Here is a 14,936-nt window from a genome sequence, read left to right on the forward strand (position 1 = left end):
GTCAAAGGACTTTGCGTGGTTTCAGCTATCAGGCGGCCGCGCGCCGATGGAGATCGTGCATGACCGGCAAAGAATCTGGTAAGTTCTGTATTTTTCCGGACTGTGCATTTGCGGACCCCGGTAGCTGGAGTTCCGGCATCATCCCCATATGGGCCTATGTGCTGCCGGCTCCCTGCCGGCAGCATGCATCGGCGGGCGCAGCGCCCACTTCCGCGCCCGTTCAAATGGGTAGAACTAATGAGATCAAGATTTCCGCCATATTCAGACGAATATTTTCCTGGGACGCGTGAAATATCCCAAGGATAGCGGAAAGCGGGTTCTTTATCGTTACAGGGAAAAGGAACTGGCAGGACCAATGCCCGCTTGCCCTTGGGCAGCGCTATCCATGTCGACTACAGGGGATCTTCGTTCATGACGGATACCGCAGGACAGGGATTGAGCCGTCGCGACTTGGCGACACTGGCTGTCGGAGGCGCCGCCCTGGCGCAGGGGCAGGCGTTCGCGCAGGGCGCCGCACCGGCGGCAAAAGCGCCGCTGGAACCTACCCGGCTGGTGAGCGCCGGCGAAACGCTGCGCCCGGAGATCGTGGGGAATTTCGGTATCGTCGCCGCTGGGCGCCATTATGCGGTCGCCGCGGGAACGCGTATCTTGATGGCGGGGGGCAATGCCACCGACGCGGGTGTCGCCGCCGTGTTTGCCGCCGCGGTGACGGAAATTTCCCATTTCGGCTTTGGCGGCGAGGCGCCGACGATCGTCTACGACGCGAAGGCGAAGCAAGTCTCCGTGGTGAACGGGCAAGGGGTGGCCCCTGCGCTCGCCACGCCGGACAAGTTCGCCAAGGCGGGCGTTATTCCCGGCAATGGTCCCAATGGCGGAACGGTTCCCGCCATGGTCGACGCCATGGCGCTGGCCTTACAGCTTAACGGCACCATGACTTTGAGCCAGGTTCTGCAGCCCGCCATGGAACTGGCGGACGGTTTCGTGATGTACAACTTCCTGGCTGAAGTCTTCGCGAACCAGAAGAAGGCGACATCCCGGTGGAAAGATGCCTACGAAACCTATTATCCGGGTGGAAAATCGCCCAAAGTGGGCGAGATATTCCGCCAGCCCAATCTGGCCAGGACTATCCGCATCATCGCGGAAGCGGACCGGATCGCCTACAGGAAGAAGAAGGACCGCAAGGCCGCGATCCAGGCTGGACGCGACGCCTTCTACAAGGGAGACATCGCCCGTCGGATCGGCGCGGCGATGGAGCGCGACGGGGGTCTGATGCGCTACGAAGACCTTGCGGCCTACAGGGGCAAGGTCGAGACGCCGACGATGACCAGCGTCTTCGGCTATGAAGTCTGCAAGGGGGGCTTCTGGAGCCAGGGCCCTGCCATGCTGATGGCGCTCAATATTGCAGAGGCGGCGGGCATCGCGACGATGGAACCGGGATCGGCCGCCTACCTCCATGTCGTGGCGGAATCGATCAAGCTCGCCTTTGATGACCGTAACGCCTATTTCGGAGACCCTGATTTCGCGACCATCCCGATGAAGGGCTTGCTATCCAAGGCCTATGCGTCGGAACGCGCGAGGCAGATCGGCCCCAAGGCCTCGCTGGAGCATCGCTATGGCGATCCCTGGGTATTTGAGGGAAGCGCCCGCACAACGCCCGTCTTCACGCCCCATGTGCTAAAGGCTCCGCCGCGTCCGACCGCTGATACCACCGCCATCGAAGTGGTGGACAAGGACGGGAACCTGTTCAGTGCGACGCCAAGTTCGGGCTGGCTGCTGGGCGGCGCCTATATTGCGGGAGATACGGGTGTGCCGATGAGCAATCGCCTGACCGTCTTTGACCTGGATCCCGAAAGCCCCAACGTTCTCGCTCCCGGCAAGCGTCCGCGCACGACGCTCTCCCCCTGCATGGTGCTGAAGGACGGCGCTCCCTATCTGGCTATCGGCACGCCGGGCGGTGACAATCAGGACCAGCAGATCATGAATGTGCTGCTGCGCGTGCTGGCCTTCGACCAGCCGCTCCAGGCCGCGATCGAAGCGCCCCGCATCAACAGCAATCATTTCCACGCCTCCTTCGCGATCAAGAAGGACGAGCCGGGCGTGCTGGAAATCGAGGACCGCGTGCCGCAGGCGGTGCGGGACGATTTGGCCGCCCGCGGGCACAAGCTCGATGTATTGGGGTCGTTCGCTGTTTCCACCGGCATCGTTGCCGCCGGTGTCGTGCCCGACAGCGGCACCCTGCGCGGCGGGGCGGATGTGCGCCGCGAACGCTATGTCTTCGGCTGGTAAGAGGACCGCTCTATGCAATCTCCGCTGAAATATCTGTCCATCGCCCTGCTTTCGGCCTGCGCCGTGCAGGCCTACGCCCAGCCAGCCAATCTGCCCCCGCCGGGCGGTGAGAAGCCCATCGCCTTCGACGTGCATGAGGGTACGTCCATGAGTGTGTCCGTCTCACCGGACGGCAAATGGCTGGCGGTCGATCTTCAGGGCACCTTGTGGATCATCCCGGCCAAAGGCGGCAGGGCGAGGCGCATCACCGACTATTTCAACGATGCCCGCCAGCCGGTCTGGTCGCCCGACGGATCGCGGCTTGCCTATTTCGCCTATCGCGACGGCGGCTATGATCTCTGGACGATCAAGCCCGACGGCAGCGGCATGCGCAAGCTGACGGATGGCGCGTGGGACGATCGCGAACCAGCCTGGTCGCCGAACGGCAAGACCATCGCCTTCTCCTCCGACCGCAGCGGCAATTACGACATCTGGACGCTGGACGTAGCCAGCGGGGTAGTGAAACAGGTCAGCCGCAATCCGCGTGAGGACAGGATGCCAAGCTGGTCCCCGGATGGCGCGAGGATCGTCTATGCGGGGACGGAAGGCAATAAGACGGCGCTCTACACGACCGCTTTGGCGGACGGCGCGGAAAGCCTGCTCAGACAGGCGGAGGGCAGGATCGACGCGCCCTCCTTCGGTCCCGGCGGCGAACTCGCCTATGTGGTGCAGGACGCGAAGGGCAGCCGGCTGGAAATCGAGGGCAAGGTGGTGAGCGGAACCGAGAATGTCTTTCCGTTCCGCATCGGCTGGGGGAAGGGCGGCTATTATTATGTCTCAGACGGCAAGATCAGGCACCGCAGCGGCGGGCGATCGTCGACCGTCGATTTCGCTGCCACGCTGGAAGTGGTGAAGCCCAGCTATGCCAGGGCGAAGCGCGACTGGGATTCCACTGCGCCGCGCAAGGCGCTGGGCATCGTCCATCCTACCATTTCGCCCGACGGAAGCCGTATTGCCTTCGTGGCGCTGGGCGATCTCTATCTCCTGTCGTCCAAGGGCGGCGTGCCCGAAAATCTGACCAGGGACGCCGCGATGGATGCCGATCCTGCCTGGTCGCCCGATGGGCAGAGCATCGCCTACACTTCCGACAAGGGCGGCGGCCTGCCGCAGCTGTGGATACGCGATGTCAAGACGGGCAAGGATCGCAGGCTCACCAATATCGAGACCCAGCCTCTGGCCGCCGCCTGGTCCCATGACGGCAGTCGCATTGCCTTCCTTGATGTCGATGGGCGCTGGGGCGTGGCGGGCGTGTGCGTCGTCGACGTGGCGAGTGGCAAGGTGACGCGGCTCCAAGCGTCGCTTGGGCAGCCGGGAAACCCCAGCTGGTCGGCTGACGGAAAATATGTCGCCATCGCACTTTCCTACAAATATTCCAACAGCTTCCGCGAGGGCGACAATCAGATCTATATGATCCCAAGCGACGGCAAGGGCGAACCCTTCTGGCAAGTGCCCCAGGAAAATGCCGGAACCGACACGCGGGGCGGGGGCGGGCCTGCCTGGTCGCCCGACGGCACGAAGATGGCGGCCATTTATGAAGGCCTGCTGAAGATCTGGCCCGTGGCCGCCGACGGCAAGCCGATGGGGCCGCCGCGCAGCTATACCTCCGAAATTGCCTATTTTCCCAGCTGGACCGCCGACAGCCGGACCATTCTCTATCAGTCATCGGACAAGTTGAAGGCGATCGACACGGAAACGGGCGTCATCCGGGAAATTCCGGTCGACCTCACCTACCGCCTCGCCAACCCGACCGGGCGGATGGTAATCCATGTCAGCAATCTGGTGGACTCCGTCCGCGACGAAACCCAGCACGACAAGGACATCGTGATCGAGGGCAACCGCATCTTTGCAATCCGCGATCATGATCCGGTGCTGCATCGGGCGGACCGCTTCGTTGATGGCACGGGCCTCACCGCCATTCCCGGCCTGATCGAGCATCATGCCCATCTGCAGAAGGATTTCGGCTCGAATCTGGAGCGTGCATGGCTGGCCTATGGCATCACCACCGTGCGCGATCCGGGCAATCAGGTCTATGACGCGATAGAGGACAGGGAGGCGGCCGAAGCGGGCGCGCGCATCAGCCCGCGTCTCTACGTCAATGGCCCGCTGCTCGAATGGCAGCGCGTCTATTATAAGATGGGCGTCGCCATATCCGGCCCGGCGCATTTGGAGCGGGAGCTGGAGCGCGCCCGCATCCTCAAATATGACATATTGAAAAGCTATGTCCGAATGCCCGATATCTACCAGCGTCGCATCGTGGAAGCGGCGCACGAGATGGGCGTGCCGGTCACCGGCCATGAAATCTTCCCCGCGGCCTATACGGGCGTCGATGCGACGGAGCATCTGGGCGCGACCAGCCGTCGCGGCTATTCGCCCAAACAGGGGCCGACGGGCATGGCCTATGAGGATGTCATCCAGCTATTCGGCAAGAGCGGCCGGACGCTGACACCCACCAATTTCGGCGCGCTGACCAATTATCTGGAGAAGAACCCTTCCTATCGCGATGACCCGCGCATCAGCCTCTATCCGATCTGGGCGCGCAAGACCGTGACGGAGAGTGAGCCGATGATGGCGTTGTTGCGGCCGATGATGGCGGGAAGCCTGGCCAGCCTGAAGAAGATGTTCGATGCCGGCACGCTGGTTGCGGCGGGCACGGACACGATGATCGCGACCAACCTGCATGCGGAGCTGTCCTCCTATGTCGATGCCGGGCTGACGCCCTTTCAGGCGCTGCAGACGGCGACGGTCAATTCGGCCCGGTCGCTCAACCTGGACGCAGGAACATTGGAGGCGGGCAAGCTCGCTGACATTGCCCTGCTCGCCGGCGATCCGCGTGAGAACATCGCCAACACTTTCAATGTCAGGAAAGTCATTGCCAACGGCAAATATTATGATGTGGGGGAACTCGTGTCCGGCGGGCAATAAGGGGACAATATGATGACCTTGGACTGCCGGTCGAACAGCCCTGCAAGCAGGCGGCGCAACCGATGGTTGGCCGGTTCTTCGATGAAGCGATGGGACAGTGCCGCGATGCCGACCGCCAGCAGCAGCGATGCCATGGCGCGTGGGACCTGCGGTATCGGCAAATATCCCGCCAGATAAAGAGCGGGCATGTGCAGCAGGTAGAGCGAAAAGCTCCATGCCCCCAGCCGCCGCATGACGCAATTGCCCCACAACCAGTCGTTCAGCCTATGATCGATGGTCGCGCTGTAGATGACGCAGGCGCAGAGTAGGACCTTCGCCAGATCGCCATAATAGCCGATATGCTTGGGGTCGCCGCGCGTCGAAGGGAAGAGGAAGGGCTCCGCCCACGGTGGGGAGAGCAGGATCGCCGCCAGGAAGGCAAGCGCGCTTGCCAGCACCAGCATGGCCGGGAGCGGGCGCGGGGGTCCGGCCCAGACCAGCAGCGCCGCGCCGATCCCGGCGATGAAGATATGCAGCTTTGCGAAGACGGAAAAGCCGGGCGTCCAACTGCTGATCGCATAGGTGAGACAGATCGCGCTCGTCAGCGCCAGGAAGGCGATGGGCCTGTTTCGGCGGCTGCTGTAGAATGCCATCCACATCAGCGGAAAGAGGAAGTAAAATTGGAATTCTGGGCCGATGGACCAGAAGATCGGCTGTGCGCTTGTAAAGCTGAGCAGTCGCAGGAGTTGCTGGCCGTCTATGCGATAGATGAAGGCGGGATCGGCATAGTTGAACAGGAAGAAGGACAGCAGCGATACCCCCAGATAGAGCGGCAGTATCCGCGCCGCCCGCGCGATTCCATAGTGCAGCAGCACCTGGGCGTCGGGCCTCTGCCGCAGATAGAGATGGCCCATCAGGAAGCCGCTGAGCACGAAGAACAGCATTACCCCATGATCGCCCAGGCGGTGATTGACCCAGGACGGCAGCCCGACATCGGGGAAATGCGACAGCATCACGATCAGCGCCGCAAAGCCGCGCAGTCCGTCCAGCGCTGGAATATGCCGCCCGTTCATGCCGTATCTATGCCGTTCGCCGCCGTCTGCCCGCGTGCGAAGCAGAAGCCATAGAGCGCCCACATCAGCGCCGCAGTCTTGATGGAGAGTAGTGAATTGCTGATCGGCAGGCACAGGATGAGGAACAGCATGATGCCATGTTTCGCCATGCGATCGCCGGGTGCCGTGCCGAACCCCGTCAGCGACAGCGTCAGCCATAGGCCAAGTGCGATGAGCACGGATTGGGACTGGATGAAATCTGCCCAACCTGCGTCGTCCAGTCGCGCGAATTCGGGATTGACCCCCAGCAATGCGGTGGCGTCCATTGTTCCCAGTGCATGCAGGCCGATGCCCAGCCGGCCGGCGAAATTGTCGCCATTGGGCATCAGAAGACCGAGCGCATCCCCCAGCCAAAGCAGGCCCAGCATGACGGGAAGGTAGACCGCGCTCCAGCGATCAGGCAGATAACGGCAGAGAGGCAGATAGAGGCAGAAGAGCAGGATGACCGTCATCGCCAGCCGCCCGTCGCAGATCACCAGCAAGGCGAAGGTGGACGCGACCATGAAGGTCCGGCACCAGCGCGACAGTTCCCGCCAGCAGGCCGCCGTGAAGATGGTGGCGACAACCGCCCAGTTGCCGAGCGACACCGGCTCCAGGAAAAGGGATGATCCGCGATGGAAGCCGAAGCCGTTCAGCAGCAGCCGCCCGCCCGGCCGTTCCGAACTCAGGAACAGCGATCCGCCCGCCCAGAAGGCATTGGCGTCGTAACCGCGCGTGTTCACATAATAGTCGACCACGTTGAAGAATGCACCATATTGGTCCGGCCGCGCTAGTTCCCATATGCCCACGAGCAGGATGCACGCCTGCATGACAAGGATCGACCGACGGAACAGATCGATGCGAAGCGCCGTGCCCAGCAGGATGAAGGCCGGGATCAGCAGCACGTCGCCCAATATCTTGGGATTGAACTGCGCCCGGATTGCGCTGGTCAGCAGCACGACCATAACCAGCAGCGCGGCCAGCACCCACCATCGCGCCGCCAGTGCGATCGGCTGGAACAGGCCCATCAGTAGCGCGGAAATGACGATGCCTCCCTGCATCACGGAAACGATCGATCCGCTCATCTGCGCCACATGGCTGTTCACCCAGGCGAGGAGCGGGTTGAACAGGACCGTCGCCGCCAACAGCGCAACGGCCGCCACTGGCATGACCGCGCGCGGCATGTCCACGGCGCTTCGCATACGGACGTCTCTTTGCAGGACAAGCTCAGCCAAGGGCGGCCTCCACCAGCCGGTCTGCCACATCACCCCAATCCTGCGTCGGCGCGGGCCGCCTGCGCGTCTGGGCGGCCTTGGCGAAGGCCTGCACCATGTCCCGGCTATCGCCCGGGCGATAGCCGAAACGCAGCTTATGCTCGCCCACCGCGAAATCCGGGCAGACGGCCGGCAGGCCGATAGCGCCATATTGCATCAGTTTGAGGCTGGAATCCGCCAGATAGGCCGATGATTCCGCCGGCAGATAGGCTGCGATGCCGACATCGGCATGCTGAATATAGGGCAGCGTCCGTTCGAAAGGCATCTCGTCGTGCAGCACCACATTGGATGGGAAGGCGCGTTTGGGCGTGCCGATCATGTGGAAGGTGAAATGCGGTACGGCTTGCGCCAGCGTGCGGATCGCGCCCTCGTCAAACAGCATCGATCCGACCGCCACCGCATTATGGGGCTGGTCATAGGGGCTGATGGTCGGCCGGCGCAGGTTGCGCAGGTCGACGCCATGGGGAATGAAGATGCGCGGACAATCGAAGGCGTCGAAATGCGGCAGCATGCTGCGGGCGACGACCACGACCATGTCGATGTCGTGCGCGTGCCTTTGCAACGTCGCCTCGATGCATTGCGGCACGCCCGCAGTCGCCAGCAGGTCGGTCGCACGATAGACAATGCGCGCATGCGGGGCGATGGCGCGCACGCGTCCGATCAGCGCGGGGGCGATGCCGGATTCGATGAGGATGAGGTCCGCCTTCGCCGCTGCCTCATCCAGAACAGGGCAGGCCATGCCGGCCCAGCGGTGGAACAGCCATCCGGTCAGCGCGTCGGGTAGCGGCATCTTTACCGGATGCCAGCGCGTCCGCCACAGACAGGCGTGTAGGCCGTCCACTCTTTCCCAGCGGTTGGCGCGCGGGTCCAGCCGCGCCCGGCTGTCGCCGCGCAGCCGCGACAGCCAGCTGTAGCCGATAGAAAGGAAGGCGACGTCGTGGCCCCTCTCGGCCATTTTCTGGGCGATGAAATGCACGCTGGCGCGCCGTGCCGTGCGATAGTCATGGCGCGACAGGATGAGGATGCGGGCGTTGGAGATGCCATTGGGAGCGAGGGCGGCCGAAAAGGGGATGTTCAATGGCGTTTCTCCCTGCGGCCGACGATTTCGTCATAATAATCCTCCAGCTCCGCCATGTTCGAGCGGATGTGGAAACTGTTGTTGACCCATTCCCGTCCGGTTCGGCCGAAGCTTTCGCACAGGTCCGCTGTCAGCAGCAGTCGTTCGAGGTGCGCGGCATAGCCGCCCGTGTCGCGTCGCTCCGCCAGCAGGCCGCTTTGCCCCGGCAGGATCGCTTCGCGCATCGGTCCGTCGTCGAAGGCGACCACCGCCATACCCATCGCCTGCGCCTCCATCAGTACGATGGGCAGCCCTTCGCTGTCGCCATTCGCGGCGCGCATGCTGGGCATGGCGAAAATCCGATGCCGCGCCATGGCCGCGAACACCGCCTCACGGGGTTGCGGACCGACAAAGGCCGGTTGGATGCCCAATTTCCGCGCCTGATCCATCAGCGCCGGTTTCATCGGACCGTCCCCGATGATGGTGAGCGGCTCTTCACGCAGGCGGAGCGGCAGCCTGGCCCAGGCATCGAGCAGGAAATTGACGCCCTTCTTCTCGACCAGTCTGCCCACGAACAGCGCGCCGCGGCGCAGCGAGGGGGAATCGACCGGCGGCAGCGCGGCGGGATCAATGCCCAAGCGAATGACCCGCAGCTTGTTTTCGGGATAGCCGGCCTCCAGCAGGCATTGCCTGATCCAGTTCGACACGCAGATGATGCCGTCGGCATAGCGTATCAGGACGGGCTTCAGCATCAGGTACCAAAGTCCTTCAGTCCTCCGCGCATGTTCGCGGGCGGTGACGGTGGCGTCATAGCCATGGGCCGTCACTACCAGCGGCATGCCTCGCCGCAAGGCGAGCGGCAGGATAGCCGCGCCGTCCTGAAGGAAATGGGCGTGGATAAGGCCGGTGGAGCGTGAGCATAATTGTCCGCCAAGATTCTCATAATGTCCGGTCAGTCGATTGCTGATCCTTTTCCACTTTCCAGAGCCCGGTCGATGGAGGAGATGCAGTTGCTGTCCATCCCGATAATGTCCACCTACAATATCGTCGGCCATGACGAAGGGTCGATACCGGCGGAGCGAACGGATATGGTCCACGATGAATGTTTCGGACAAGGGTAGGAAACCGCGTCTGTAAATGGCGACCATGGGCATGATATCTGTCCGCACTGGGAAGAGCAGGTTCCGACCCTCGGGATATATCCTAGGGGTATTCCCTCAATTCGCTGCTGCCTGTGCGGCTGTTATATCCAAAGCCCACAGCTGTTTCGAGTAAGGCATAACACCTATGCAGCGGAACCTAACCCCTTGTGTCTCCGTGATAATTGCGGCCTATAACGCGCAGGATACGCTGGCGCGCGCGGTCAGTTCGGCTCTGGCGCAAAAGATATCCGTCGAAGTCCTGATCATCGACGATGCGTCGAGCGACGACACCGTTCGAGTGGCGCAGGAACTGGCGCTGGCACACGATAATGTCCGCCTGATCGTCAGCACGGAGAATGGCGGACCTTCGATCGCGCGCAACAAGGGGTTGGCCGCAGCGCAGGGCGACTGGGTCGCGATACTTGACGCCGACGATGCGTTCCTTCCGGGTCGGTTGCAGCGTATGATCGGGCTGGCCAGGCGGCATGAGGCTGATCTGGTGGCCGACAATCTGCTGTTCTTCGACTGGCAGGCGCAGGCATTGGCGGGCCGGGCGTTCAGGCTGGCGGACGATCATGTGCAGCAGGTCAGCGCGGCGGATTTCGTCGGGCATTGCATGACCGGCCGTTCCCCCTTCGATTATGGCCAGCTCAAGCCAATATTTCACCGCCGATTCCTGACTGCACGCGGGCTGCAATATCCGCCCGATCTGCGTCATGGGGAGGATTTCGCCTTTGTTCTGGACTGGTTGCTGGCCGGCGCGCGCTTCATGTTGATGGGCGAGGGGTTTTATCTCTTCACCCAGCGCATCGGTTCGATCTCCTCGGACAGTTCGGGCCAGTCGCGCACTATTCTCAACCTCCAGTCTATGCGCGAGCATACGCTGGGCCTGCTCGCCCGCCCGCGCATTCGGGCAGACAGGGCATTGGCGCGCCTGTTGTCGAAAAGGGCGGACGCAATTCGCGATCAGGCGATCTGGAATCGCGCCTATTCCCACCTGCGCGCCCGGCGGCCGTGGGCACTACTGATGGAAATGCTGCGCGACCGGCGCAGTTGGCCAATGCTGGCCCGCCACCTTGTCCGGCGACATCGGGCGCGGGCGTCGGCGCGGTAGGGACAATGCAACCTGGTGCAAAATCTGCCATCAGCGATCTTCCAGTCAAAAAGCAGCGCAAGGAAACCGTTTCCTTTCCACCCATTTCACCGCCCTCCTGCGATCCCATTCAGCGCACTGCTCAATTGCTCGACCCTTTGCTGGAAAATCATGTCGCCGCTCATGAAGGCAGGCGCACTGTCCAGTTGATGCAAAACCATTGCCATCCGCTCCGTTCGCCGCCTGTCCCACCGCGCCATCGCGTCCCGCGCGGCTGCTTGCGCCGGCAGGCGCCCTGGCAGCGCACGCAGATGGTGTCTCAGCTTGGGCCGCACGGATTGCCATAGCCTGTTGCCTTCCCGGCGCATCATCCGCCGGTAATGTGCCATGGCACTCTCCCTGTCCGGCCGCGGTAAACGGAAATCCTGTCCGGTGCAGCGCTGCACCTGCCCCTCATAATAGGCTCCTAGGCTGATCGATGGCAGCACGATCGGTTCATAGGGCAGGTCCAGCGACAGGGTCCAATCGAGCCATTTGAAGCTGTTGATACGCCGGGAGGATGCCACAGGAACCCAGGGCACCCGCATCGTATCCGCGATGATCGCGGCATGCATGGAATCCGCTATCACCAACCGCGCTGTTCGGATGCGCTCGATAACACGATGCCCGCATTGCCGGGGATCGACCAGTTCCACGCCCGCCAGCCTGCACGCCGTTTCCCAAGGGCCTTCATCCATCGCCTCATAATGGGGAATGAGGATCGTTCCGTGCCGTTCTTCCGCGGCCAGAGGCCTCAGCCGCGGCAGCGTCGATAGCAGCAGCGCGCCATCTGCCACCGCCAGTTCCGGGCGCCCGACCACCTGTGCGGTCAGCGGCCCGCGCAGGGCCGTGACGTTCCAACGTTCGCTGTTGAAATCGGCGGGCAGGGGACGATAGCCGATTCCGCTGGAAAACACCCTGATCCTTTTCGCCTGCGGCATGTCGTTGCCGATGATCGTGCCGATCCCGCAGAACAGCTCCCCATCATCCTCGTCCGACCAGCGGCCTGGCGCCAGCTCTTCCCAGAGCCAGCTGTTCAGGTCATCACCGAAATTTCCCTGCGTCGCCCGATAGTAATAGAGCTTCATACGGACACCTCCCGCATATCGGGATGTAGCTTGCGGCGCGCTATTTCCGTCCAATAGCCGGGCAGTTCGCGTCCCAGATGCCGATATGCCCTTGCGATCGTCGCTCGCTGGAGCTGGTCCGTCAGGCCCAGATAAAGCCGCGGGTGCATCAGAATCGCCGCCAGTTCCATTTGAAAGCTGCGTCGCCGTTGCTGTGTCAGCATCAGGCTTTGCGCATCGATGCCGTCGATCGCGCCCATCAACTCGTTCATCCGGATCATGGAGAGGATGCGACGCAGATTGCGCCCGCTCAGGCGCTCATGAGCGTCGCGATACAGGTTGATGCCTTCGCCGCGCACGCTGTTAGCGGAAAGCGAGAAGGAGATGCCCCGCGCCCGATGCGCCAGCCGCGCCCACATCAACCAGTCCTCCCCGGCATGACGCAGGCTCTCCTCGAACCGCAGTGGTCCCACAGCCGAAGCGCGCAGGATCACCGACGACGTCTGGCACAGGTAATCACGCATCATCGACGATCCGCCATTTGCCCCGATGAAGCGATATGTGCTGCGCGTGCCGTCGAGTGGTTCGACACCATGTTGGGTCGGCAGTGTCCGGAAAAATGCCATGGCCGCAAACATGGTCGTCGGCGGCATGGCGCTGTCGCAGAAGTAGAAATCATTCGCCGTCCCCAACGTGTCGATCCCGCAGGCGAGATGGTGGGTCGACCATTGGTCGTCGGAGTCCAGAAAGGCGATATAGTGGGAATCTGGCGACATGGCGTCCAGACCATGGTTGCGCGCTGCAGCCGGGCCCGCATTGGCCTGGCGGAGGATGCGCAGCCTGATCCAGTCGGGGAGGACGAGGTTATGGGCATCGAGATCGGCCGCGACCGGCGAACCGTCATCGACGACGATCAGTTCAACTTCGGCAGGCCAAGGAAGATATTGGCAGGCGACCGACCGGAGAGCTTCGCGCAGCAGCCCGCGCTTTCTCTGGAAGAACGGGATGATGACCGATATGCGCTTCGGGCTGTCCGTTCGGCCCAGAGCCATGCTGGGGTCAGGCTGCATCGGTCCCCCGCAGGGCGGTGGTTGGGGCAGGCGGAGGCATATCCTCCCAATTATGCCCGCGCCGGGCATCCTTCAATGCACGGACGATGAAGCTCAGATTGCCGAGCAGATAGCGATCCGCGAGTCGCGAGGGTTCCTGCCACAGCCGCCAGACCCATTCTAACCGTACCCGCCGCACCCAGGCCGGGGCGCGCCGCACCCGTCCGGCGAGGAAGTCGAGCAAAGCGCCGCCACAGAGAACGGGTCGTCCGAATTCCGGCGCCCAGCGCGCCGCCCAGATTTCCTGCCGAGGATTGCCCATGCAGGCGAGCACCAGATCAGCTTTGCTTGTCCGGATTTGTTCGCTGAGGTCTGCTTCCTCCTGCTGGTCGAAGAAGCCGTGCCGCATTCCCACGATGGAAAGGCGCGGGCACAGGCGGGAGAGTGTCGCCGCCGCTCGCTCCGCCACGCCTGGAGCCGCGCCGACTAGGAACAACCGGAGCCGTTCGGGATGATCTTTCAGCAGGAGCGGGATGAAATCCGTGCCGTTGAGGTTGACGGGAAAGGGCCGACCGTAGCGCAGGCGGCTCGCCAGATCGACGCCGATACCGTCGTTCAGCACCAGCGCGTCACTCAGAGCTCTGGCCAACCGGTCGTTCTGCCGCGCCAGATTGGCCATATGAGCGTTGCAGAAGGCGATGATCCTGGGGTTTTGCGCACGTATGTGGCAGCGGATTTGCGCCAGTGCCTCCGCCTGGGAGAGTACGGCAACCTTCACCGGGCCGATGGTCCGTTGGCGATGGCCCAATATTTGGTCATAAATATGTACGATGCGCGCCGAGACCTGCGGCCAGCTATAGCTGCGCAGCGGTTCCTCCGCGTCCTTCAGGGCTCCCCCGGCTCTGGCCGTGCGGAAATCCTTGAACAGCCGCGCCGCGGACAGTGGATCGTCGAAATGCATGAGCGTACCGATACCCAGTTTCTCGCAGGACCGGCGATGCGCCGGAATGTCGCTGGCGGCGGGATAGAGGCCGGCGGAGACCGCTTCGATCAACGATATACCGAACCCTTCATAGGCGCTGGCCGAAGCGAAGATGCTGCTGCGCCCGATCAGCGCGCGAAGCGCCTCGTCACTGGGGCTATCGTGAAATTCGATCTTCTCGACTACGCCTTGTTCGCCAGCGATCCGGCGCAGGTCAGGGATGGCGACACCCATCGGCTTGCCCGCGACGACCAGCGACCAGCCGGGGTCGAGCGCATTCAACGCGGCGAACCAGCGGATCAGCCGGTCAATCCGCTTGTTGGGGGCGATGCGGCCGAAATAGAGAATTGTCCGCGCATCCGGGTCGGCGGTGGCTGCAAATTTGTCGATGTCGACGCCATTTTCCACCAGCATCAGCCTCGGGCCGCAAATGCGCGCAAAACTGTTCTGATCCGCCTCGCTACAGGCGATCGTCGCGTTGAAACGGCTCAGCGACAGACGAGATATGCTGTGGAAATAGACCTGCTTCAGCCGCTGCGCATAATTGGTGTGGAAAAAGCCGCCATGCGTGCTGAGCACCATCGGCTTCTTGTGCAAGAATCGCGTGAGCGCGAGGAAATCAACGAAGAAATCCATGGCATGGACATGGATCAGATCGCAATCCTGCACATGGCGCAGCACCGAGGGCGCGATCGGATAGCGCCGTCCACCGCGGAAGGGCAGGCGGACGATCTCCACGCCGCCCATCGTCTCCCGCGCGGGCAGTTCCGCGCCGTCGCCGTCGAAGATGCGGTTCAGCGTGACCATGCGGACATCATGGCCTGCCCGTGCCTGCTCCTCGCAGAGGTTGCGGGTGAAATTCTCCAGCCCGCCGATGCCGGGATAATATTGGCGCGAGATATGGACGATCTTCATG

General features: G+C 62.8%; 11 protein-coding genes. 4 read left to right on the top strand and 7 right to left on the bottom strand.

Annotation, left to right across the window (positions count from 1 at the left end; all coding sequences use genetic code 11):
* Positions 1 to 59: 59 nt before the first annotated feature.
* The 3 genes from MRBLMC3_RS13780 to MRBLMC3_RS13790 all read left to right on the top strand — a co-directional run bounded on the left by MRBLMC3_RS13780 (position 60) and on the right by MRBLMC3_RS13790 (position 5,247).
* Positions 60 to 290, top strand: coding sequence for a hypothetical protein (locus MRBLMC3_RS13780; protein ID WP_363829670.1), 231 nt, complete (start codon positions 60 to 62; stop codon positions 288 to 290).
* Between the two features lie 121 nt (positions 291 to 411).
* Positions 412 to 2,286 (top strand): gamma-glutamyltransferase family protein, encoded by a 1,875-nt coding sequence (locus MRBLMC3_RS13785; protein ID WP_363829673.1) that lies wholly within the window; start codon positions 412 to 414, stop codon positions 2,284 to 2,286.
* A gap of 12 nt (positions 2,287 to 2,298) precedes the next feature.
* A complete protein-coding gene (locus MRBLMC3_RS13790; RefSeq protein ID WP_363829675.1) occupies positions 2,299 to 5,247 on the top strand; it encodes an amidohydrolase family protein in 2,949 nt (982 codons plus the stop codon).
* On the opposite strand, the gene MRBLMC3_RS13795 is transcribed toward MRBLMC3_RS13790, so the two are convergent.
* Genes MRBLMC3_RS13795 through MRBLMC3_RS13810 form a run of 4 tightly spaced genes read right to left on the bottom strand, consistent with a single transcriptional unit; the run spans position 5,211 to position 9,802 of the window.
* Positions 5,211 to 6,299 carry an acyltransferase family protein gene (locus MRBLMC3_RS13795; RefSeq protein ID WP_363829677.1) on the bottom strand — a complete coding sequence of 363 codons (1,089 nt, stop codon included), beginning with the start codon at positions 6,297 to 6,299 and terminating at the stop codon, positions 5,211 to 5,213. The genes MRBLMC3_RS13790 and MRBLMC3_RS13795 overlap by 37 nt on opposite strands.
* The gene (locus tag MRBLMC3_RS13800; protein WP_363829679.1) at positions 6,296 to 7,519 is read right to left on the bottom strand and encodes a polysaccharide biosynthesis protein GumE; all 1,224 of its coding nucleotides are present in this window, start codon (positions 7,517 to 7,519) and stop codon (positions 6,296 to 6,298) included. The genes MRBLMC3_RS13795 and MRBLMC3_RS13800 overlap by 4 nt, the downstream gene beginning before the upstream one ends.
* Before the next feature lie 25 nt (positions 7,520 to 7,544).
* Positions 7,545 to 8,669: a polysaccharide biosynthesis protein GumK gene (locus MRBLMC3_RS13805; RefSeq protein ID WP_363829682.1), complete on the bottom strand. Its 1,125-nt coding sequence runs from the start codon at positions 8,667 to 8,669 to the stop codon at positions 7,545 to 7,547.
* Entirely contained in the window at positions 8,666 to 9,802 is a 1,137-nt protein-coding gene (locus tag MRBLMC3_RS13810; RefSeq protein ID WP_363829684.1) for a glycosyltransferase, read from the bottom strand. The genes MRBLMC3_RS13805 and MRBLMC3_RS13810 overlap by 4 nt, the downstream gene beginning before the upstream one ends.
* Positions 9,803 to 9,935: 133 nt before the next feature.
* Between MRBLMC3_RS13810 and MRBLMC3_RS13815 the strand changes: the two genes are divergently transcribed.
* Positions 9,936 to 10,904 (top strand): glycosyltransferase family 2 protein, encoded by a 969-nt coding sequence (locus tag MRBLMC3_RS13815; protein WP_363829686.1) that lies wholly within the window; start codon positions 9,936 to 9,938, stop codon positions 10,902 to 10,904.
* Positions 10,905 to 10,990: 86 nt separating this feature from the next.
* Here MRBLMC3_RS13815 and MRBLMC3_RS13820 read toward each other — a convergent pair whose 3' ends face one another.
* The 3 genes from MRBLMC3_RS13820 to MRBLMC3_RS13830 are packed head-to-tail and all read right to left on the bottom strand — an operon-like array spanning position 10,991 to position 14,935.
* Complete coding sequence (locus tag MRBLMC3_RS13820; protein WP_363755854.1) at positions 10,991 to 12,010, bottom strand: polysaccharide pyruvyl transferase family protein; 1,020 nt, start codon at positions 12,008 to 12,010, stop codon at positions 10,991 to 10,993.
* On the bottom strand, positions 12,007 to 13,059 hold the full coding sequence (locus tag MRBLMC3_RS13825; protein ID WP_363829687.1) for a glycosyltransferase family 2 protein: 1,053 nt from the start codon (positions 13,057 to 13,059) through the stop codon (positions 12,007 to 12,009). The genes MRBLMC3_RS13820 and MRBLMC3_RS13825 overlap by 4 nt, the downstream gene beginning before the upstream one ends.
* Positions 13,049 to 14,935, bottom strand: a complete 1,887-nt coding sequence (locus tag MRBLMC3_RS13830; RefSeq protein ID WP_363829690.1) for a WecB/TagA/CpsF family glycosyltransferase — start codon at positions 14,933 to 14,935, stop codon at positions 13,049 to 13,051. Before MRBLMC3_RS13830 ends, MRBLMC3_RS13825 begins: the two co-directional genes overlap by 11 nt.
* Position 14,936: the final 1 nt, after the last annotated feature.

It is taken from the genome of Sphingobium sp. LMC3-1-1.1, assembly GCF_040676285.1.
In the GTDB taxonomy this organism is placed as follows: domain Bacteria; phylum Pseudomonadota; class Alphaproteobacteria; order Sphingomonadales; family Sphingomonadaceae; genus Sphingobium.